Origin of the sequence: Rubellimicrobium thermophilum DSM 16684 (assembly GCF_000442315.1) — a bacterium.
GTDB classification, from domain to species: Bacteria; Pseudomonadota; Alphaproteobacteria; order Rhodobacterales; family Rhodobacteraceae; genus Rubellimicrobium; species Rubellimicrobium thermophilum.
This window is the reverse complement of the sequence record NZ_KE557320.1, coordinates 853,069-874,134: the sequence shown is the minus strand read 5'-3', so window position 1 is coordinate 874,134 and position 21,066 is coordinate 853,069. Positions and strand designations below refer to the sequence as shown.

20 protein-coding genes and 3 pseudogenes are annotated in these 21,066 nt (G+C 68.5%); 9 read left to right on the top strand and 14 right to left on the bottom strand.

The window, feature by feature from the left end; all coding sequences use genetic code 11:
- Positions 1–4: 4 nt before the first annotated feature.
- Positions 5–349: a hypothetical protein gene (locus RUTHE_RS16950; protein ID WP_211217721.1), complete on the top strand. Its 345-nt coding sequence runs from the start codon at positions 5–7 to the stop codon at positions 347–349.
- Here the strand turns inward: RUTHE_RS16950 and RUTHE_RS05225 are convergent.
- Positions 339–1,148: a response regulator gene (locus RUTHE_RS05225; protein WP_021097267.1), complete on the bottom strand. Its 810-nt coding sequence runs from the start codon at positions 1,146–1,148 to the stop codon at positions 339–341. The two genes, RUTHE_RS16950 and RUTHE_RS05225, sit on opposite strands and share 11 nt — an antisense overlap.
- 93 nt (positions 1,149–1,241) lie before the next feature.
- Between RUTHE_RS05225 and RUTHE_RS05220 the strand changes: the two genes are divergently transcribed.
- From RUTHE_RS05220 to clpX, 5 genes are all read left to right on the top strand, one after another.
- Positions 1,242–1,514 (top strand): hypothetical protein, encoded by a 273-nt coding sequence (locus RUTHE_RS05220; protein WP_021097266.1) that lies wholly within the window; start codon positions 1,242–1,244, stop codon positions 1,512–1,514.
- A complete protein-coding gene (locus tag RUTHE_RS05215; protein WP_021097265.1) occupies positions 1,511–2,122 on the top strand; it encodes an RNA polymerase sigma factor in 612 nt (203 codons plus the stop codon). The genes RUTHE_RS05220 and RUTHE_RS05215 overlap by 4 nt, the downstream gene beginning before the upstream one ends.
- A 1-nt stretch (position 2,123) precedes the next feature.
- Entirely contained in the window at positions 2,124–3,791 is a 1,668-nt protein-coding gene (locus RUTHE_RS05210; RefSeq protein WP_021097264.1) for a sensor histidine kinase, read from the top strand.
- 85 nt (positions 3,792–3,876) lie between these two features.
- The gene (locus RUTHE_RS05205) at positions 3,877–4,518 is read left to right on the top strand and encodes an ATP-dependent Clp protease proteolytic subunit (RefSeq protein WP_021097263.1); all 642 of its coding nucleotides are present in this window, start codon (positions 3,877–3,879) and stop codon (positions 4,516–4,518) included.
- A gap of 157 nt (positions 4,519–4,675) precedes the next feature.
- The gene (clpX, locus tag RUTHE_RS05200) at positions 4,676–5,947 is read left to right on the top strand and encodes an ATP-dependent Clp protease ATP-binding subunit ClpX (protein ID WP_040644994.1); all 1,272 of its coding nucleotides are present in this window, start codon (positions 4,676–4,678) and stop codon (positions 5,945–5,947) included.
- Between the two features lie 94 nt (positions 5,948–6,041).
- On the opposite strand, the pseudogene RUTHE_RS05195 reads toward clpX, so the two are convergent.
- Positions 6,042–8,577: pseudogene (locus RUTHE_RS05195) on the bottom strand (ABC transporter permease).
- Entirely contained in the window at positions 8,574–9,281 is a 708-nt protein-coding gene (locus RUTHE_RS05190) for an ABC transporter ATP-binding protein (RefSeq protein WP_040645326.1), read from the bottom strand. The pseudogene RUTHE_RS05195 and the gene RUTHE_RS05190 overlap by 4 nt, the downstream one beginning before the upstream one ends.
- 88 nt (positions 9,282–9,369) lie before the next feature.
- Here RUTHE_RS05190 and RUTHE_RS05185 point away from each other — a divergent pair, with 88 nt between their 5' ends.
- Positions 9,370–9,993: an arylesterase gene (locus RUTHE_RS05185; RefSeq protein ID WP_021097259.1), complete on the top strand. Its 624-nt coding sequence runs from the start codon at positions 9,370–9,372 to the stop codon at positions 9,991–9,993.
- 7 nt (positions 9,994–10,000) lie between these two features.
- On the opposite strand, the gene RUTHE_RS05180 is transcribed toward RUTHE_RS05185, so the two are convergent.
- The 9 genes and pseudogenes from RUTHE_RS05180 to RUTHE_RS05145 form a co-directional block, all read right to left on the bottom strand.
- Positions 10,001–10,666, bottom strand: a complete 666-nt coding sequence (locus RUTHE_RS05180) for a DUF4329 domain-containing protein (RefSeq protein WP_021097258.1) — start codon at positions 10,664–10,666, stop codon at positions 10,001–10,003.
- A 64-nt stretch (positions 10,667–10,730) separates the two neighbouring features.
- The gene (locus tag RUTHE_RS05175) at positions 10,731–10,937 is read right to left on the bottom strand and encodes a cold-shock protein (protein ID WP_021097257.1); all 207 of its coding nucleotides are present in this window, start codon (positions 10,935–10,937) and stop codon (positions 10,731–10,733) included.
- 146 nt (positions 10,938–11,083) lie between these two features.
- Positions 11,084–11,287, bottom strand: a complete 204-nt coding sequence (locus RUTHE_RS16395; protein ID WP_021097256.1) for a hypothetical protein — start codon at positions 11,285–11,287, stop codon at positions 11,084–11,086.
- Between the two features lie 128 nt (positions 11,288–11,415).
- Entirely contained in the window at positions 11,416–12,417 is a 1,002-nt protein-coding gene (locus RUTHE_RS05165; protein WP_021097255.1) for a D-alanyl-D-alanine carboxypeptidase, read from the bottom strand.
- A 92-nt stretch (positions 12,418–12,509) separates the two neighbouring features.
- Positions 12,510–12,758, bottom strand: a pseudogene (locus RUTHE_RS17400) (D-alanyl-D-alanine carboxypeptidase); the annotation flags it as partial.
- Between the two features lie 268 nt (positions 12,759–13,026).
- Entirely contained in the window at positions 13,027–13,626 is a 600-nt protein-coding gene (locus RUTHE_RS05160) for a nicotinate-nucleotide adenylyltransferase (protein WP_021097254.1), read from the bottom strand.
- Entirely contained in the window at positions 13,623–14,444 is an 822-nt protein-coding gene (locus RUTHE_RS05155; RefSeq protein ID WP_021097253.1) for a TolB family protein, read from the bottom strand. Before RUTHE_RS05155 ends, RUTHE_RS05160 begins: the two co-directional genes overlap by 4 nt.
- Positions 14,445–14,522: 78 nt before the next feature.
- Positions 14,523–15,557: an L-glyceraldehyde 3-phosphate reductase gene (mgrA, locus tag RUTHE_RS05150; RefSeq protein WP_021097252.1), complete on the bottom strand. Its 1,035-nt coding sequence runs from the start codon at positions 15,555–15,557 to the stop codon at positions 14,523–14,525.
- Positions 15,558–15,616: 59 nt separating this feature from the next.
- Positions 15,617–17,017: an AI-2E family transporter gene (locus RUTHE_RS05145; protein WP_021097251.1), complete on the bottom strand. Its 1,401-nt coding sequence runs from the start codon at positions 17,015–17,017 to the stop codon at positions 15,617–15,619.
- 163 nt (positions 17,018–17,180) lie between these two features.
- Between RUTHE_RS05145 and ettA the strand changes: the two are divergent.
- Positions 17,181–18,836 (top strand): annotated as a pseudogene (ettA, locus tag RUTHE_RS05140) (energy-dependent translational throttle protein EttA).
- Positions 18,837–19,369: 533 nt separating this feature from the next.
- On the opposite strand, the gene RUTHE_RS05135 reads toward ettA, so the two are convergent.
- Positions 19,370–20,266 (bottom strand): Stf0 family sulfotransferase, encoded by an 897-nt coding sequence (locus tag RUTHE_RS05135; protein ID WP_084465003.1) that lies wholly within the window; start codon positions 20,264–20,266, stop codon positions 19,370–19,372.
- On the bottom strand, positions 20,185–20,520 hold the full coding sequence (locus RUTHE_RS16390) for a hypothetical protein (RefSeq protein ID WP_040644991.1): 336 nt from the start codon (positions 20,518–20,520) through the stop codon (positions 20,185–20,187). Before RUTHE_RS16390 ends, RUTHE_RS05135 begins: the two co-directional genes overlap by 82 nt.
- A gap of 282 nt (positions 20,521–20,802) precedes the next feature.
- Between RUTHE_RS16390 and RUTHE_RS05125 the strand changes: the two genes are divergently transcribed.
- Positions 20,803–21,009 carry a cold-shock protein gene (locus RUTHE_RS05125; protein WP_021097245.1) on the top strand — a complete coding sequence of 69 codons (207 nt, stop codon included), beginning with the start codon at positions 20,803–20,805 and terminating at the stop codon, positions 21,007–21,009.
- Positions 21,010–21,066: the final 57 nt, after the last annotated feature.

Below are 21,066 nucleotides of genomic sequence, written 5' to 3'. Positions count from 1 at the left end.
AGGCATGGACGCTGCTGCCGCCGCCCCGTCCGCTGCCGGGGCAGCTCCGGCCGGGGCCGGTGCGCGTCTGGGGACGACGGTGGCTTCGCTCGGGCCGCCGTCCGAACCGGGGGTCTGGCTCCGCACGCCCCTCGTGACGGCGGTGATGCGCGGCCGGATCGAGCATCCCGCCACGGGCCAGAGCATCGGCGTGGAGCTGCGCCCCTCCGGCGGAGAGCCGGGATCGGGCAGTCAGATCAGCATCGCGGCGATGCGTCTGCTGGGCCTGCCGCTGCGAGCCTGCCGGAACTGGTCGTCTATGGTGGCTGAAGGGGTTTGCGGCAGAAGCCGCGCCCCTGTCAGGCCTTGAGCGGCTCGGTCGAGGCGAAGAACATCGCCTGGCTGATGGCGGATCGCACCTGATCTTCCCGGTAGGGCTTGGAGATGAGGAAGGCCGGCTCGGGCCGCTCTCCGGTCAGCAGCCGTTCGGGGAAGGCGGTGATGAAGATGACGGGGATGTCACCGCGGGCCCTGAGGATCTCGTTGACCGCGTCGATCCCCGAGGATCTGTCGGCCAGCTGGATATCGGCGAGGATGAGGTCCGGCTTCTCGATCCCGGCGAGCGCCACCGCCGCATCGCGCGTGCGGGCAACGCCCGTGATGGCATGGCCCATGTCGGCGACGATGGTCTGCAGGTCGAGGGCGATGATGGCCTCGTCCTCGATGATCATGACGCGGCCAGAGACGGAATCCTCCATCTCGCTGCGGGCCCGGTTGATGAGGTGGCGCACCTCGTCCACGTCGCTGCGCATGATCGTGGCGACCTCCTCGGGGGTGAAATCCTCGATGGTGGACAGCAGAAGCGCCTCGCGCGTGTTGGGGGTCAGCCGCGCCAGATGCCTCTGGGCGGCCCTGGCCAGTCCCGTCTCTCCGTCCGAGACGGGGGACCCGGAGCTGTTCCAGATCGTGTGAAAGACCGTGAACAACGCGACACGTGGCGTCGTTCCCGTCTCGAACAGGGCCGGTTCATCGAGGATCGCCTCGAGGGTGGCCAGCGCATAGGCATCGCCGCTCGACTGGCTTCCCGTGAGGGCGCGCGCATACCGGCGCAGATAGGGAAGCTCTGCCGCGATCTGCGCGGAGAGGTCGGGGGCGTCGGTCGTGCTCATGTGAAACGGGATCCCTTCTTCGATCTGGAACCAAACGATAGCCCGCGGCTTTCAGTTCCGAAAGCATGACCCACGAGGCAGCGAGTAACCGCCATGAACGAGATGTCGTCGCAGGAGAAGCGGAATGCCGCGACTGCCGCCAATCTGCGGCGCGCCTATGGCGGACCCGTCCGGGGCGGCCTTCCTCCCGCCTTCGCCCGGATTCTGGCGCGTCTGGAGGGCAGGCCGGGGGGTGCAGGCGCCGCCCATGACGCCCTGGCCTTTGCATCGCCGCAATCCCCCGCATCGGAGGAGGCGGGGGACAGGGGCAAAGGGGCAGGACGCGGCGCGCTCCGTGACAATCGCCTGGCGCGGATGGTCGCATGAGTGTGAGAGACACCGCAAGGTCGCCGCGCCCCCCCGACGGAGTCACCCCGGCCGAGGGGAGCGACCCGCGCGAGGAGATGCTGGCGCATCTGCCGGCGATGCGCGCCTTTGCGCTGTCGCTGACGCGCAATGCCGCCGCGGCGGACGATCTCGTGCAGGACACGGTGGTGAAGGCCTGGTCCAGTTTCGACCGCTTTGCCGAGGGGACGAATCTGCGCGCCTGGCTGTTCACCATCCTGCGCAACACCTTCTATTCCAATCGCCGCCGCAGCGTGCGCGAGGTCGCCGACAGCGACGGCATCCTTGTCGGGGCGCTGGCGGAGAAGCCGGCCCATGACGGCCGCCTGCATATCGCCGATCTCTATCGCGCCTTTCTTCGTCTGCCGGACGAACAGCGCGAGGCGCTCCAGCTTGTCGGAGTGCAGGGCCATTCCTACGAGGAAGCGGCGGCGATCATCGGTGTGGCCGTGGGAACCGTCAAGAGCCGTGCCAACCGCGCCCGCGCGCGTCTGGCCCAGCTTCTCGACCTGTCGGAGACGGAGCGGCTCGAGCTTACCGACGGGGCCACCATGGCCGTGATCGCCGCCCAGGGCGGCCCGCATCTGTGACATGGCCGGACGGATCCTCGGGCGGCTGCACCGCGACGGGCTCGCGGTCCGGGTGACGGCACTTCTGTCGCTGGCGCTGCTGCCGCTCGGGCTGCTGGCTCTCGGACAGGCGCGGTCCTTCCAGCAGGAAAGCGAACAGCGTGCCCGGCTGTCGCTTCTGGCTGTCACGGCCCAGGCCGCGTCCGGTCTCGAACGTGAGATCGTCCGCGCTCAGGGCGCTGCGGGGGCGCTGGCGGCGCTGCCCTCCGTCCTGGCAGACCCCGTGTCCTGCGAAGGGACATTGCGCAGCTTCGTGGAGGCCTGGTCTTCCTACAGCCTTGCCGTGTTCTACCCGGCCGTCGGCGGCCGCCCCTGCGCCTCGGGGCCGGAATTCGACAGCCTGCCGCTGTCTGTCGATGCCGCCTCCGACCGGACCGAGATCCGGGGCGGCCTGCCGGGCAGCCTGCTGATGGCAGTTCCGCTTGCGGCGGGGGGACGGTCGATCGGATCGCTGGCGCTTCTGCTGCCGATCGAGGCGCTGGCCGGACCGGCCCTGCCGTCGGAAAACCAGCCTCTCCAGCTTGTCACCTTCAATGCCTCGGGCGAGGTTCTGACATCGACCGGCCCGGACGGCCCTGTCGTGCCGCCCGGCCTTCTGGCCCCGCGCCGCCCCCTGTCCGCCGAGACGCCCTCCGGACCGCGGGTCTTTGCGGCCCGCGATCCCGATGGGGCCGAGCGCGTCTATACCGTGGTGCCGGTCGTTCCCGAGGTGGCCTATGCGCTCGCCGTCTGGAGCCCGGAACAGGCTGGGCGCCCCTCGGGGCTGTGGGGCCGGCCGCTGACGCTCGCCGTCCTGATGTGGCTGGCCAGCCTCGGCGTGGCACTCTGGACGCTGGACAGGCTGGTGCTCTCGCGCGTGGCGGCGCTGGGGGCCATGATGCGCCGCTTTGGCCATGACCGCACCCTGCCGGATGCGCCGCCGCCGGATGCCGCGCGGGAGCTGCGCGAGATCGAACTGGCCTTCCGCGAGATGGCCCGATCCATCCTCGAGGACGAGGCCCGAATGGCCCGGGCCTATCGCGAGCGGGGCGTCCTGCTGCGCGAGATCCATCACCGCGTGAAGAACAATCTCCAGCTCATCTCCTCGATCATCTCCATGCAGATCCGCCGGCTGTCGGGGGCAGAGCCGCGGGCGGCCCTGCGGCGCCTGCAGGACCGGGTGCTGACCCTCGCGGCAATCTACCGCACCCTCTATACCAGCGCCGACATGGCCGCGATCGACGTGGCCCCCCTCATCCGCGCCATCGCCGAGCAGGAACTGGCTGTCCGGGCTGCCCTGTTGCGCACGGAGATGTCCATCGACAGCCTCGTTCTCGATCCCGATCAGGCCGTGCCGCTGGCCTTTCTCGTCGCCGAGGCGCTGTCGAATGCCGCCCTCCATGCCCGGGCGCGATCCGGCCTGCCCACGGTCTCGGTCCGTCTCGAAAGGGGCGAGGACCATGCACGCCTGACCATCGCCAACAGCGCCGAAGGGCGGCCGAAGCGGCAGCCCGGCCCGGGGCTGGGGCGCCAGCTCATCCAGGCCTTTGCGGCCCAGATCGGCGGTCCCATCGAGACGGCGGAGGACGACGAGATGCACCGCCTGACGGTCGTCTTCCCGATTCGGCCCGGCGAAGGGGGCGCGCGCTAGGCTTTGCACATCTGCGCATCCGCAGCGCCCTTGCGGCCCCTGTCCTGCGACCGTATCTAGGGCCTGTCTCGCGAAAGGTCCGCCCATGAAAGATCCCGTCGATCACTACATGAATCTCGTCCCCATGGTGGTCGAGCAGACCAGCCGGGGCGAGCGGGCCTATGACATCTTCTCCCGCCTTCTGAAGGAGCGGGTGATCTTCGTCTCCGGCCCCATCCACGATGTGATGGCCCAGCTCGTCGTGGCCCAGCTCCTGCATCTGGAGGCGGAGAATCCCAAGAAGGAAATCTCCATGTACATCAACAGCCCCGGTGGCGTCGTCACCTCCGGGCTGTCGATCTACGACACGATGCAGTACATCCGCCCCAAGGTCTCGACCCTTGTCATCGGTCAGGCGGCCTCGATGGGTTCGCTCCTGCTGACGGCGGGGGAGAAGGGGATGCGCTTCTCGCTTCCCAATTCCGAGATCATGGTCCACCAGCCTTCGGGCGGCTTCCAGGGCCAGGCGACCGACATCCTCATCCACGCCCGCCGGACCGAGGCGCTGCGCAAGCGCCTGAACGAGATCTATGTCAAGCATACCGGCCAGTCGATGGAGGCGGTGGAGGCCGCGCTGGAGCGGGACCGCTTCATGGATCCGGAAGAGGCCAAGGCATGGGGTCTCATCGACGACATCCTGACCACCCGCGAAGGCGGGAAGGCCGGGTCCGAATCGGCGGCGGCATGAGGCAACAGGTCACTGTTCGGGTGCCCCGACACGGGATTTTGGCATTGTGGAGCCCGACCGGCTGACCTAACCTTTGTGATGGGCCGTGGAATGCCCCGGCCCCGACGTGCCCGGAGGGGCAATCGACTAAGACGCCCGTGCGGGCCAGAGGAGTCACATGGCGAACGCATCCGGCAGCGACGGCAAGAACACCCTCTACTGCTCCTTCTGCGGCAAGAGCCAGCATGAGGTGCGCAAGCTCATTGCCGGGCCGACCGTGTTCATCTGCGATGAATGCGTCGAGCTCTGCATGGATATCATCCGCGAGGAGACGAAGTCCTCCGGGCTCAAGTCCGGCGATGGCGTGCCCACCCCGCGAGAGATCTGCGACGTCCTCGACGACTATGTGATCGGGCAGGAGCATGCCAAGCGTGTCCTGTCGGTGGCCGTGCACAACCACTACAAGCGGCTGAACCACGCCCAGAAGGCGAGCGACATCGAACTGGCCAAGTCCAACATCCTGCTGATCGGCCCGACCGGCTGCGGCAAGACGCTTCTGGCCCAGACGCTGGCGCGCATCCTCGATGTGCCCTTCACCATGGCCGATGCCACCACGCTGACCGAGGCGGGCTATGTCGGCGAGGATGTGGAGAACATCATCCTCAAGCTGCTCCAGGCTTCGGAATACAATGTCGAACGGGCCCAGCGGGGGATCGTCTACATCGACGAGGTGGACAAGATCACCCGCAAGTCGGACAACCCTTCCATCACCCGCGATGTCAGCGGCGAGGGCGTCCAGCAGGCCCTGCTGAAGATCATGGAGGGCACCATCGCCTCCGTGCCGCCGCAAGGCGGGCGCAAGCATCCCCAGCAGGAATTCCTGCAGGTGGACACGACCAACATCCTGTTCATCTGCGGCGGTGCCTTTGCCGGGCTGGAAAAGATCATTGCCCAGCGTTCCAAGGGCACCGGCATGGGCTTCGGCGCCAAGGTCATGGCGCCCGACGAACGCTCCGTCGGCGAGATCTTCAAGGATCTCGAGCCCGAGGATCTTCTGAAGTTCGGCCTGATCCCGGAATTCGTCGGCCGCCTGCCGGTCATCGCCACGCTCACGGATCTCGACGAGGCAGCCCTGATCCGGATCCTGACCGAGCCCAAGAACGCTCTGGTCAAGCAGTATCAGCGCCTCTTCGAGATGGAGGATACCAAACTCACCTTCACCGAGGATGCGCTCAAGGCGATCGCCAGGCGCGCCATCGAGAGAAAGACCGGCGCCCGCGGCCTGCGTTCGATCATGGAGGAGATCCTGCTCGATACCATGTTCGAGCTGCCGAGCCTGACCTCTGTGCGTGAGGTGGTCGTCAATGAGGAGGCCGTCCAGCCGGGCGGCAAGCCCCTGATGATCCACACCGAAACGCCTGCCAAGAAGGGCGTGGCCACGGCAAGCTGATCGCAGGCCGAAAGGGCTGCGCGACGGGCCGGCTTGTGCGGGTTGCCCGGTCTCCTCCGGGCTTCTTGCAGAGCTCGGCCCGTCCGCTGCCCTTTCATTCCCTTTCCCGCAGGATCCGGGCCGGGCGGATGGCCAGGGGACGCAGCGCGAAAAGCAGCCCCCGCCCCCAGCGCTGCAAGCGTGCCCGCCCCCCAGATGGCGAGGGCATTGCTCCAGATGGGGCGGAACTCGGCATCCATGACGAAGCGCATCACGCCCCAGGCCCCTGCCGACCCGGCGACCAGCGCGACAAGGCCGGCCGCCGCCCCCATCAGGGCCGCGCGCATCGCAAAGCTGCGCAGGATCAGGCGCGGAGTGGCGCCCAGCGTCCTGAGCACCGCCGCTTCCCAGGCCCGCGCCTGTTCGCCTGCTGCGGCGGCGCCGATCAGCACGAGGAACCCCGTCGCCAGGCTGGCCAGTGCCGCCGTGCGGATGGCCGCCGCCACCCCTTCGACCAGACGCTGCGCTTCGGCCACGGCATCGCGGATGCGGATGGCGGTCAGGTTCGGCCAGGTTTCGGCAAGGTCACGCAGGATGGCGGCTTCGGCCTCCTCCTCGGCATGGATGGTCGCGATCCAGCTATGCGGCGCACCGGCCAGCGCCGCGGGATTCATGACGAGGACGAAGCCGATTCCGGCGCTGCGGAAATCCACCTCGCGAAAGCTGGCGATTTCGGCCTCGATGTTGCGGCCGAGGATGTTGACCGTCAGCCGGTCGCCCAGACGCAGCCCCGCTTCCTCGGCTTCGGTGGCCGACACGCTGACCAGGGGGGGGCCGTCATAGCCCTCGGGCCACCAGGTGCCGGCGGTGATCCGGGAGCCCTCGGGCGGGGTTTCGGAATAGGTCACACCCCTGTCGCCCCGGCTGATCCAGTGGCCGCCGGTCGCCTCTTCGGCCGGGATGCCGTTCACGGCGGTCAGGATTCCGCGTAGCATCGGGGCGGCGTCCACGGCGGAGACGGCCGGATTGGCCGCCAGTCTTTCACGCAGGGGGGCGATCTGGTCGGGCTGGATGTCCAGGATGAAGTAGGAGGGCGCGACAGCGGGCAGCTCTTGCGTGATGGCGCGGCGCAGATTGCCGTCGATCTGCCCCACGGCGGCCAGCACCGACAGCCCGAGGCCCAGCGCCAGCACCACCGGCCCTGTCTCGCCCCCCCGCGCGCCCACCGCCCCGAGCGCCAGCCGCAGGGCCGGCCGTCCCCGCGCGATCATCCGCGCCCGGCGCGCCGCCTGACGGATGATAGCCGCCGCCAGCGCCAGCAGCGTCAGTGCCGCTGCGATTCCTCCCGCCGTCCACAGCGTGAGTCCCACTGCCCCCGAGAACCAGGCCGCCGCCGCCAGAAGCGTGGCGAGGATCGCGGCACTGGCGAACAGATAGGGCCAGCGCGGCAAGCGTCGTCCGCCTGCCAGCGCCTCGCGGAACAGGGCGGCCGCGCGGATATCCGTCGCCCGTGCCAGCGGCCAGAGCGTGAACAGCAGCGCGGCCAGCATGCCATAGAGCGCGGCTTCGGCCAGCGGGCCGGGATGAAGCCGAAAGACCGCCGGCAGCGGCAGGGCCGCGGCGATCCACGGGGATGCGGCAAGGGGCACCAGACTTCCCAGCAGCAATCCCAGGACGACCCCCAGAAGAGCCAGCGTTCCGATCTCCAGGAAGCAGCTCGTGAAGATCACCCGGCGCGAGGCGCCGAGCGTCCGCAGCGTGGCGATTGTCTCGGTCCGGGCGCGGATACGGGCCGAGACCGCGGCTGACACGCCCACGCCCCCCACAGCCAGGCCCGACAGCCCCACGAGGACCAGGAAGGCGCCCAGTCTTTCGACGGCCCGTCCGGTGCCGCCTGCGCCCGATCGTGCATCGCGCCAGCGCATCCCCCGGTCACGCCAGAGGGCATCGGCCTCCGCGGCCAGCGCGTCGAGGTTGGCCGTCTCGGGCAGGTCGAGCCGGTAGAGCGTCTCGAACAGCGTGCCTTCGGCCAGCAGGCCGGAGCCGTCCAGATCCGCCCGGCGCAGCAGGCTGCGCGGCCCCAGCCCGAAACCTGCGCTGGCATTGTCGGGATAGCGGACAAGGACCGCCGAGAGGACGAAATCCGCGCTGCCGATCCGGACCCGATCGCCCGGCGACAGGCCCAGCCGATCGGTCAGCGCCCTCTCGGCCACAAGGCCCGGGTGTTCTCCGTCGCCGGCAAGGGCCGCGGCAAGGGGCATCGGCGGATCAAGCTCGACCGTCCCGATCAGCGGATAGAGATCGTCCACGGCCAGGACCTGCGTCAGGGCCCGCTCGGCCCGGCCTTCCGGATCGGCAACGAGCAGGGATCGGAAATCCACGACTTCCGAGATGCGCAGGGCGATGCGCTCCATCCAGTCGCGTTCCTCGGGGCTGGCGAAGCGGTAGGTCAGTTCCGCCTCGGCATCCCCGCCCAGAAGGCGCGCGCCTTCGCGCTCCAGCCCGGTCTGGATCGCCGCGCGCACCGAACCGACCGCGGCGATGGCTGCGACCCCAAAGATCAGGCAGAGAAGGAAGATGCGGAATCCCCGCAATCCGCCCCTCAGGCCGGCGCGCAGTTCCCGCGCGGCAAGCCGCAGGGCGGCGCTCATTCCGCCGCCTCGGCCTGACGGGTTCCCTCGGTCTGGCTGTCGATGCGTCCATCGCGCAACCGCACGATCCGGTGACAGCGCCGCGCGAGCCTTTCGTCATGGGTGACAAGGACCAGCGTCGCCCCGAACCGTTCGGGCAGACCGAAGAGAAGGTCGATGATGGCCGCACCGGTCCGCTCGTCGAGATTCCCGGTCGGTTCGTCGGCCAGCAGGATCCGGGGTCTCATGACCGAGGCACGGGCGAGGGCGACGCGCTGCTGCTCGCCTCCCGACATCTGAGACGGATAGTGACCTGCACGATAGGACAGGCCCACGGCGTCCAGTTCGGACGCGGCACGGGCGAAGGCATCGCGGATCCCGGCCAGCTCGAGCGGGGTTGCCACATTCTCGAGCGCGGTCATCGTCGGGATGAGGTGGAAGGACTGGAAGACGACACCTAGATTGCCGAGGCGGAACCGTGCAAGGGCATCCTCGTCCATCCCGGAGAGGTCATGCCCCAGGGCCCGCACCGTCCCGGCCGTGGCGCGTTCGAGCCCACCCATCAGCATGAGGAGCGACGACTTGCCTGATCCCGACGGACCGACAAGCCCCACCGTCTCGCCCGGCGCGATGTCGAGCGTGATGTCCCGGAGGATCTCGACCGGCCCGGCATCCGCGGGCAGAGTGAGACCTGCATGGCGCAGGGACAGGACGGGTTCGGGCATGGGGAACATGACGGAGTCTCCGACGGCGGGGCACCCTCCGCGATCTAGGCACACGCCCCGGTTACGCAACCTCTCGGCCGCCTGGATCATGGCTGTCCTTCTGCCGGTGGCCGCCCCGGCTCAGGACGATCCGGTCACCATCCTGCTTCTGGGGGACAGCCTGTCGGCCGGTTACGGCCTGGCGGCGGGCGAGGGGCTGGCGCCGCAGCTCCAGGCCTGGCTGGATGAGGCAGGGGCGTCCGTGGAGATCGTGAATGCGGGCGTTTCGGGCGACACGACGGCTGGGGGGCTGTCGCGTCTGGACTGGGCGCTGACGGATGAGGTGGATGCGGTGATCGTCCAGCTCGGGGGGAATGACTTCCTGCGCGGAATCGACCCGGCCGCAAGCCGGGAGAACCTGCGCGGCATCCTCGAAGGGATTGCCGCGCGCGATCTGCCGGTGCTGCTGGTCGGGATCGACGCCTCGGGCCAGTATGGACCGGATTACGAGGCCGCCTTCGACGGCATGTATCCCGATCTGGCGGCCGAATTCGGCGCCGCCCTGATCCCGGATTTCTTTGCGCCCCTGCGGGAGGGGGGGACCCTCGATGCCGCGTTGCGGGACTGGATGCAGCCGGACGGGATCCATCCGAATGCGGCAGGGGTCCGCCGGATCGTGGCCGGATCGCTCGGCCCTGCGGCACTGGCCCTGGCCGAAGAGGCGCGTCGCTGAACGGCTCTCAGCTCCGCTCCCAGGCGAGGAGCTGGTCATAGGTCATGACCGGGCGCAGCGGCCCGTCGTCCTCCGGGCGGTAGTTCGGATCCTGCGGCAGACAGCCCCGGCCGCAGATCTGGCGCACTGTCATGGTATCGGTATCGACATGCCACAGCCGCCCGCCCGGTGTAGCGATGTAACCGTCGATGCCGTCGGCGGCATCGGTGTTCACGTCCTGCGTGGTCGGCCATTCCGAGGCATACCATGGCGAATAGGTGCCATGGGTGTGGTAGGAGGCGATGACGGTCATCCCCTGGGGAATCGGGGGCAGGGGGCAGGAGGCCTCCGCCCCGGCGACAGGGGGGGTATGCATCAGCCGGCCGGCCGGATCATGGCCGATATAGCCGCAATATTCGCGGTTTCCGGCAAAGGACAGGGGCTGCAGGCTGGCCATCAGATCGCGGACGAAGGCCAGTTCCGTGCCCGAGGCGGTGGCTTCGGCGGTGGGAAAGCCGCGGCGGGCGGATCGCGGTGCGGCATGGAGGACGCCAGGCGGCGAGGCGGTGTCCCTGGGCGCCGCGGAGTTCGGCACCGCATGACCTTGTCCGGACGGGACGGACGGCAGGGGAAGCGGGGCGGCGCAGGCGCCGAGCATTGCCGCCACCGCGAAAGGAAAGGCCTGCCGGATCATCGGCAGGCCATCCGTTGGCGGTTCATCGCGCGATCGGCCGAACGGATGCGGCTTCGCACCCGGTTCAGGCGAGATGCAGGTTGACGGCCGATTCGCGTCCGTCGCGGCCGGTCTCGATGTCGAAGGTGACCTTCTGATTGTCGCGCAGCCCCTTCAGCCCGGACCGCTCGACGGCAGAGATATGGACGAACACGTCCTTCTTGCCGCCGTCGGGGGCGATGAAGCCATAACCCTTGGTGGTGTTGAACCATTTCACGGTGCCGCTGGGCATCCCGGATCTCCTCGTCTTTTCCGCTCGCGGGATTGCAGCGGACCGGCTCGTCAGGCTGATCGATGCCCTGGGCCGTGAGGGACCGTGGTCGATAGAGACGTCGCAGGGGGATCATGCCCGACCTGATGGCCCCCTGTCCAGCCCCGTCATGCAATCCGGGCGAGCGCCGGTCGATCATCACCGCCCGGGCTGCCGGGCCGCGCGACGCATCGCAGCACAGAGGCCACCGCCCCGGCCGGTCCGCCCCCCGCCCAGAGGGCGACCGCCTCGAGCCAGGAGAGATCGAGCAGCACAAGCCCGCCCAGCCCAGCGAAGAACCCGAGAATGCCGCCGATCGCCACCAATGCCATGCCACGCCCCCCTCCGTTCTCGGGATCAGCCAGATGCAGGACTGTGTCAGGAACAAGGCCGAATGGCGGCGTCTGCAGGATTCTGCCGATCGGCGGCAGGCGGGCGGCAGGCGGGCGGCAGGCCGGGATCATCCGATCGTTCCCCAGCGCTGCAGCAGCCGCTGCTGGAGCCGCCGCGCCCGGGCGATCCAGTCGCGGCTGCCGGGCGGGATCTCCTCTTCCGAGGTTGAGGCGGCGGCACGCCGTTCGGGGTCGGCGGCGAAGATGGCAAAGGCCAGATCAGCGCCCGGCGTCGTGCGGGCATAGCCGGCCAGGGTCGAGACGAAGTTGAGCGTCCCGGTCTTGGCCCGGACGATGGCCGGGGGCAGGGGCAGGGGTGTGCCGGCCGCATCGGTCAGGGGGATGTCGCGCAGCAGCGGCCGGAGGGTTTCCATCACCCCCGGGGCGGCCAGCATGATTGCCATCTCCTGCGCGGTCATCCGGCTCTCCCCGCCCAGGCCGGAATGGTCCACCAGATGCATCCGGGCGCCCGTCCGCCTGCGGATCCAGCGGGTCATCGCGGAGGCGGACTCGGCAGGCGAGAGGGGGGTCAGCCCCCGCCCCTGCGAGGCCGCGAGACCGACCGCCTCGGCCGTGAGATTGGTCGAATAGCGCAGCATGTCGATGAGGATCGCCTCGAGCCGGTCGCTCTCGAGGGCGGCCAGCTCCACGGCCCCTTCGGGCAGCGCCGCGATCGGCGCAGCGGGGGCAGGATCGTGCCCATCTCCTTCGCCACTCCGCGGAAGGCCCTGTCCGGCATAGAGCGCCGGGTCCCGCACCGGCAGCCATCGCGAACCGGATTCGCCCAGTTGCCGATCGGCCACCGTCCAGACATCGATCCCGGCCTCGCGCCGATAGGTGTAGACGGGCAGGCTCCGCGGTTCGGCCGTGATGCGGGCGATCTGCACCTCGGGGCGGTAGCGGTCCCCCCGGGCATCGAGGCTGAGACGCCAGCCGCTGCCCTCGCGCTGCCAGGCAAAGAACACCCGGTTGAAGTTGAGATTGAGCCCCGAGAGCGAAGGATTGTAGGCAAGATGGTCGAGCTGCTCGGGCGCGATCTCCTCGACATGGGGCGAGGGCGGCCCCCCCACCGACGCGAAAGACCCCGGGCCGGCCGGTGATGCCGGCCGTTCGTCGCAGCAGGGCGGGCCAGATCGGCGAGGCGGTCTGTCGTCAGCACCGGATCGCCCCCGCCGGCAAGGATCAGATCGCCCTCCACAAGCCCGTCCTGCACGGGCCCCGTGGCCAGCACACGGGTGCGGAAACGATGGTCGGGGCCCAGTGTCTCGATGGCGTAGAGGGCGGTCGCGGCCTTGGCGACCGAGGCGGGAGGAACCGGGCGGGTGGGATCCAGCGCATCGAGGATCGTGCCTGTCCGCAGATCCACGAGGGCAACGGAGACCCGCCCCTCGAGGCCGGCCTCGCGCACCATTGCGGCGATGTCCGCCCTTGGCGAAGGGCTGACGCCAGGGCGGGGCGGGCCGCCTGATCCGGCGGACAGGCCGGCGCGGGCACGGGGACGCAAGGCGGTGCCGGGCGCTTCGGCCCATGCCGCCCCGGCCAGCATCGTCAGCCCCCCTGCCAGCAGGCCCCGCCGCGTGATCTGCCCTGCTGTCATGCCCTGACTCTCCCCATGGACTCCCCGGCCGCCTGTCCTGCGCAGCCTAGCCCGAGCCTGGTCCCACACAACCCTGTCTCCCTCACTCCGCCGAGAGCGCATGCCGCAAAGCGGTCGAGGACAGGGGGTTGAGAGGCATGTTCAGCACGACCCAGGCCGGGGGTTTGCGGCGGGCAAGGGCGCGCGCCTCGCTTTCGTTGAGCTGCGCATGCCGGAAGGCACGGGCGGCCGGGGCGAAACGGGCCGCAAGGCGGGCGCCGGGGCGGGCGACGACGCAGACGGGGACCATCCTCATGATCCGCTGCCAGTCGTGCCAGCGGTGGAACTGCAGGAGGTTGTCGGATCCCATGATCCACACCAGGCGCAGGCCGGGGGCCAGCCGGCGCAGCCGCGTCAGCGTCTCGGCCGTGTAGCGCGTGCCAAGGCGGACCTCGATATCCGTGACTTGCACGCGCGGATGGCCCCGCAGGATCGCCCGGGCAGCAGCCATGCGTTGGGGCAGGGGGGCCGGGCCGCGGGTCTTGAGCGGATTGCCCGGGCTGACCAGCCACCAGACGCGGTCGAGCCCGAGACGGCGCAGGGCGGTCTGCGTGACCTGCACATGGCCGGCATGGGGCGGATCGAAGGAGCCGCCGAGCAGCCCCACCGCCTGCCGGCGGCCGATCGGCGGCAGCCGTCTCATGGTTCGTAGCGGACGAAGGCGAAGGCCCTGCCGTCCGGGGACCAGCAGGGGACATTGATCGTGCCCTGCCCACCGTGAAGGCGCAGGATCTCGTGCCCCTCGCCGCCGTGCTGGGGCATCAGGCGCAGCGCCACGTCAAGCCCGCCGGGATGTCCCTTCGTGCCCGGTGGATAGGCCAGATAGAGCACATGCCGCCCGTCCGGCGAGGGATGGGGGAACCAGTCCACCGTCTCGCCCCCGGTCATCCGCATCAGATCCGATCCGTCGGGGCGCACGCGCCACAGATCCACCCGGCCGTCCTTTTCGCCGTTGAACCAGATCCAGGCCCCGTCGGGCGTGTAATCCGGGCCGTCCATGTGGTCGAAGCCATCCGCCAGGGGCCGTTCGTCCGATCCGTCCGTCGCGCAGGTCATCACGATGACGGGCCCCCCGTCGCGCGCCGCGGCATAGGCCAGGCGCGCCCCGTCCGGCGACCAGCCATGCCACCATGAGGGTGTGCGGGGCGTGACGCGGCGGGGCTCTCCCCCCTCCACCGGCATCAGATAGATGCAGGAGGCGCCGTCCTGCGACTTTGCACTGATGGCGAGCGTGCTGGCATCGGGCGACAGGCCGTGATCGTTGTTCAGGCCGGAGACAGAGCCGGTGGGGATGTTCTCCAGCGCCGGCGCATCCAGGGGAACGCGGTAGAGCCGCCCTTCGCCATTGACGATCAGATAATCCTCCGGATGCCAGTTCGGCGCCTCGATATGGCCGGCATGACGCAGGACAACCCGCGTTTCGCCTTCGGCAAGGCTGTGAATGCACAGTTCGGAGATCATGGGGGATGATCCTTGCTGGGAGGGAACCCCCGCCAGCGCGAGGGGGGGGAGCGCGCCGGCGGGGCAGGGGGGCCGGCCTCAGCCCTCGATCTCGGCCGACTGCGTCCACAGGTTGATCGGGGCCTCGTCCGCGTGACGGTCGATCTCGGCCAGTTCCTCTGCGGTGAAGTCGAGATTGCGGATGGCGCCGGCGCAGTCCTCCACCTGCGAGGGGCGCGAGGCGCCGATCAGCGCGCTGGTGATGCCACCCTCGCGCAGGACCCAGGCGATGGCCATCTGGGCGAGCGTCTGACCGCGCCGCCGGGCGATGGCATCGAGCGCGCGGATCCGCTCCAGCGTCTCGTCCGACAGCATCGCCGGATCGAGGCTCTTGCCCTGGGCGGCGCGGCTGTCCTGCGGAATGCCACGGAGATACTTGTCCGTCAGCATGCCCTGCGCCAGCGGCGTGAAGGCGATGGAACCGATGCCGAGCTCGCGCAGCGTCTCCTTCAGGCCATCGCGCTCCACCCAGCGGTTGAGAAGGTTGTAGCTGGGCTGATGGATCACGCAGGGGGTGCCCAGATCCTTCAGGATCGCGGCTGCCTGCCGCGTACGCTCGCTGTTGTAGCTGCTGATCCCGACATAGAGCGCCCGGCCGGACCGCACGATATGGTCGAGCGCGCCCATCGTCTCTTCCAGCGGGGTGTCGGGATCGAAGCGATGGGAATAGAAGATGTCCACATAGTCGAGCCCCATCCGCTTCAGAGAGGCATCGCAGGACGCGATCAGGTATTTGCGGCTGCCCCATTCGCCATGGGGGCCGGGCCACATGCGGTAGCCGGCCTTGGAGCTGATGATCAGTTCGTCGCGCAGCCCCGCGAAATCGGTCCGCAGGATCTCGCCGAAGGCTTCCTCGGCGCTGCCGGGCGGGGGGCCGTAATTGTTGGCCAGGTCGAAATGGATGATCCCGTGATCGAAGGCGGTCCGGCAGATGGCCCGCTTGGTCTCATGCGGGGTGTCATGCCCGAAATTGTGCCACAGACCCAGCGAGATCGCCGGCAGCATCAGCCCCGAGGCGCCGCAGCGGCGATAGATCATGCGCTCGTAGCGGTCCTCGCGCGGGGTCCAGTTCATGCTTCCCTCCCTCGTTGCGGGGGGAGAGAGGCACGGGAGCGGCCGCTTGTCCAGCGGGGTCAGGCAACGGCGGCAGGACCGGGGCGCAGGGAGCCGTCCGGTGCAGCGGGGTCGTCGCCCGGCGCGCCTTCGCCCGGTGCACGGGTGGGGGGGCTTTCCTCGCGGGCGACGGCCTGGGCGCGGAAGGGCGCGGTGTCAAGAGCGGGTCCTGTCGTCGCCTTGCGGGGCGTCTCGCCCTCGCGCTCTCCCGGCTCGGCCGACAGGAAGCTGGAGAGGATCTGGAGGCTGTCCACATTGTCGGCGATCGCCTTGACCACCACGAGGAAGGGCACCGCCAGGATCGCGCCGGGAATGCCCCAGATCCACATCCAGAAGGCGACGGCGATCAGCATCGCGACGGTGTTGATCTCCAGCCGCCGGCCGACCAGCATGGGGGTGATGACATTGCCCTCGATCGTGTTGAGGAGCAGATAGCTCAGCGGTGGGCCCATCGCGAGCCAGAGCGTGTCATAGGTGATGATCGCAACCGCACCGGCCAGGATGACGCCGATAATGCAGCCGATGAAGGGGATGAAGTTCAGCAGCGCTGCGACGACTCCCCACAGGATCGGTGCCGGCATGGCCCAGAACCACATGATCGTGCCCACCGCGATGCCCAGCGCGATGTTGATGACCGTGATCGCGGCCAGATAGCGCGAGATCTGCCGCTCCACGTCGCGGACGATGGTCAGGGCCTTCTTCTTGTCGCGCAGGCGCGGCGCGGCCTCGACGATCCGCCGGTGGTAGAAGTCTCCCGCGGCCAGCAGGAACCCCGTGAGCAGCAGCGCCGCGAACAGCGTGCTACCCGTCGAGGCCGCGCCGCTCAGGACCGTTGTCGCCATGCCGGATCCGGCCAGCCCCGAGCCATCGTCCTGAACGACGGCGACGATCGCGGTGTCACCGTCGGGCGATCCGTCGTCGGGCGATCCGCCCGCTCCGGCTTTGTCGCCGCCGGCAGCGGCCGCGCCGGAGGCCTCCTCGGTGACGGATTCCGCCATCCGTTCGGCCCGTTGTGCGATGTCACGGATCTGCCCGATCAGGCCGCCGACGCGTTGCTGCACCGCCTCGGCGATGCGCGGGGCATCGGCGATCATGGACTGGACCGGCCCCGACAGGGTGTATCCCCCGGCCACCAGACCGGTGGACAGGGTCAGCATCAGGACGATGGCAGTGACCCCGTTGGGAATGCCGATCCGTGCGGCCGCCCTGACCACGGGCAGGAGCGTCAGCGTCAGCATGATCGCGATCATGATGGGCAGCAGGACGATGCGGGCGAAATAGACCGCCGTGAACACCACGAGCAGCAGGATGCCGAAGAGCAGCCGCCGGATCCGTCGCAGTTCGATGACATGCTCGATGTCGATGCCCGGCGTCACCGGCGGGGTGACCGCGGCATCGTCGCGGGGATCGGCATCGGCCATGGGGGCAGGCTCCGGCATGTCGGGTGGGGCTCCACCGCGGCTGAACGCGCGATCGGCGATCCGGTTCCATGGCCCCGTGCGGCCGGTTCTGTTGCCCGGTTGTTCCTGGTCCCCCCCGCTAAGAGGGCCGGAACCGGACCATCCAGATCCCGAGGCGCCCCTCATGGCCAGTTATCAGTTCGTCTATCACATGGATCAGGTCTCCAAGACCTATCCCGGCGGCAAGAAGGTGTTCGAGAATATCCGCCTCAACTTCCTGCCCGGCGTGAAGATCGGCGTCGTCGGCGTCAACGGGGCGGGCAAGTCCTCGCTGCTGCGCATCATGGCCGGCATCGACAAGGACTTCACCGGCGAGGCCTGGGCGGCCGAGGGCGTCCGCGTCGGCTACCTGCCGCAGGAACCGGTGCTGGACGAGAGTCTCACCGTGCGCGGCAATGTCATGGAGGGGGTGAAGGCCAAGCAGGCCATCCTCGACCGCTACAACGAACTGGCGATGGACTATTCCGAGGAGACGGCCGAGGAGATGGCCCGCCTCCAGGATCAGATCGACGCGCAGAACCTGTGGGATCTCGACGCGCAGGTGGATGTGGCGATGGAGGCACTGCGCTGCCCCCCCGAGATGCCGATGTGACGACTCTCTCGGGGGGAGAGCGGCGGCGCGTCGCCCTCTGCCGGCTTCTGCTCGAGGCGCCGGACATGCTGCTGCTCGACGAGCCGACGAACCACCTCGATGCCGAGACGATCGCCTGGCTCCAGAACCATCTGATCGCCTACAAGGGGACGATCCTGATCGTCACCCATGACCGCTATTTCCTCGACAACATCACCGGCTGGATCCTCGAGCTCGATCGCGGCCGCGGCATCCCGTGGGAAGGGAACTATTCCGCCTGGCTCGAACAGAAGGCGAAACGCCTCGAGCAGGAAGCGCGTGAGGACAAGGCCCGTCAGAAGACCCTTGCCCGGGAGCTGGAATGGATCCGCCAGGGCGCGCGCGCCCGGCAGGCCAAGCAGAAGGCCCGGATCGAGCGCTACAACGAACTCGCCCAGACCTCGGAGCGGGAGCGGATCACGACGGCGCAGATCGTCATTCCCAACGGCCCCCGCCTCGGATCCAAGGTGATCGAGGTCGAAGGTCTGCGCAAGGCCAAGGGCGACAAGCTGCTGATCGAGGATCTGTCCTTCTCCCTGCCGCCGGGGGGGCATCGTAGGCGTGATCGGCCCGAATGGCGCCGGCAAGACGACGCTGTTCCGCATGCTCACCGGGCAGGAACAGCCCGATGCCGGCACGATCACCTATGGGGACACGGTCAAGCTGGCCTATGTGGACCAGTCGCGCGATGCCCTGAACCCCGATGCCACCGTCTGGGAGGAGATCTCGGGCGGGGCAGAGCTGATCGAGCTGGGCGATGCAACGATGAACAGCCGGGCCTATTGCAGCGCCTTCAACTTCCGCGGTGCCGATCAGCAGAAGAAGGTCGGCCTGCTGTCGGGCGGCGAACGCAACCGCGTGCATATGGCCAAGCTGCTGAAATCGGGCGGCAATGTGCTGCTGCTCGACGAGCCGACCAACGACCTCGATGTGGAGACGCTCCGCGCACTCGAGGACGCGCTGATGGACTTTGCCGGCTGCGCCGTGGTCATCTCGCACGACCGCTTCTTCCTCGACCGCATCTGCACCCATATCCTCGCCTTCGAGGGCGAGGCGCATGTGGAATGGTTCCAGGGGGATTTCAGCGCCTATGAGGAGGACAAGAAGCGCCGCCTCGGGCCGGATGCGGTGGAACCGAAGCGGGTGAAGTTCAAGAAGTTCACGCGCTAGGCGGCGGCCTCCGCCGCAGGCCGGCCCCGCCACCGGATTCCCCAGAAGCCCGCCATCACAGGCTGCCTCATCGGCAGGGGATGGCGGGATCTCCGGGCGGGGCGGGCGGCCTGGCCTTGGCTCTTCCGGGCCTCGCGCTGATCATGGCGGGATCCCCGAGTGCCGTGCCGGCAGGATGGATGCGCGACCGGCGGCCCTGTGCCTTGTCAGGGGGGCGAAGGTCCGGAAGGGGCGCTCTCCCTCTTGCCCGCATGGCGCCGACGCCATCGGATTCCATGGGATCCTGTTCATGCCGTCCGAGGCTTACGTCCACAGACAGAACGCGCCCAAATCTCGTCCTTCTGGATGGAAGGTGTTCCGGTTCGGCCTGTCAGGGACCGCCGGAGGATGCAATCACCAAACCCCAGCCGGGGACTCTGCAGGATGAGAACGCCCTCCACCCCAGCCCCTTACGAGAACGACGATTGTCCGGCCCCGAGATGCACGAGCACGCCGCCAAGCAGATCGTCACGGCGCTCCGGGACGATGGGCTGCTAGGCTGACCATGCTGCCGGAACGGGAATCTGGCAGAATCGCCGTGCCGCTACGCCCAGCCGGGATCGATGTTCCTTGCAGAACTGCTCGGCGAGGGCGTCGGCGCTTTGGTCTCTGATGCGGGTTATCCGCGTCGTGAGCTTGAGATCGTCTGTCTGTCTCCCGAGAAATGCCAGGATGGAAGGCAGGTGAATGGCCGGATCGACGGAGAGTTGCTCGTATTCGACGACCAGCGATCGATAGGGAAGCGAGGCAATCAACGCTTGCAGGGCCTCCTCGCGCTGATTCAGCTGGTCCACGCGGTGCTTGAGCCGGTCGAAGTCGTATGAGAAGGACGCGGCCTGGCTTGCTGCGGCCATGTCGGGCGTGCGGACATGATAGATGTTCGTCTGGATCGCCCGCTCGGTCGAGATCGCCTGCAGCACCTTGTCGCGACGGACGAGATAGATGATCCTGAACGACCGAAGCTTCTCGATCTGACGGCGCAGGAGGGGCACATCGACGAAGGGCAGGGCATCCTCCATGAAGTGCGCGATGATTTTTGTCCCGATGAAACCCCGCCGCTGGGCAAACCGGATGAGATCGTTCGTGAACCGACGCTGCCGCTGCTCGCTGGGTGCGTTCGCGAGCATGTCGATGATGGGGGGGCGGAGATGCTCCTTCGGGGCTCCGCAGCCATTGAGACTCAACAGCTCGCACAGATAGGTGCTTCCTGAGCGGGCGGTACAGAATATGGCGAATCCGTCAAGCTGGGACGGATCGGCAGGCTCATCGGTCTGGGCTATCCCGGCGCTGGCCTGCGCATAGACATCCGCTAGATCCCCCGCACGTTCTGGAAGCCCTGATCTCTGAGCCGTTCGAGCAGCTCTTCCTCCCTGCGGGGGCTGAACACCCATCCCGGCTGGTGCGAGTCCAGCGGCCCGTCTGCGGTGAAGGGTTGTGGCGCGCCCGTCTCGGGCACCTCGACAGGGCGGATCGTCTCGGACAGATCGAAACCGGCCGCGACCCGCGAGACAATCCCGCCGTTGCCGGCCTCAACGAAGAAGTTGAGCGGGCCCTGCTTCGTTGCGAACTTGCGGAAATCCGCTTCGGCAAAGAGCGCTTCGATCGCTTTCCGGTCCGACGCTGACGGCAGAATGGGAGTGCTCAATGGGATGTCACCTTTCACCTGTGCTCCGCACACCCTGCCAGAGACCCGGGCATGCTGCAACGGCGCCGGTCTTGGCAGGGGGCGGGCCGTCCTGACCTTGCGGCAAATTCCCTGCGGATGGGCGATCGGCCCTTGCCATCGGCACGCGCCTGGCCCATATGGCCCCTGCGACCGTTAGACCCTCGACCTGCTGTCTCCGAACCCCGGCGTCAGTTCTCGATGCGACGCTGACCAAGCCGGGCCGCCGCATTCCGCGGGCGGCATATGACAGGAGACATCACGATGGCCACTGGCACCGTGAAATGGTTCAACACCACCAAGGGTTACGGCTTCATCGCCCCCGACGGCGGCAAGAAGGACGTGTTCGTCCATATCTCTGCCGTGGAGCGCGCGGGCCTCACCGGCCTGCAGGACAATCAGAAGGTGTCCTTCGACGTCGTCGCGGGCCGCGACGGCCGCGAATCGGCGGAAAACATCCGCGTCGCCTGAGTCCGCGTCGGCTGAGGACGACCGGATCGCCTCGGGGCGATCCAACGGATTCCAGCG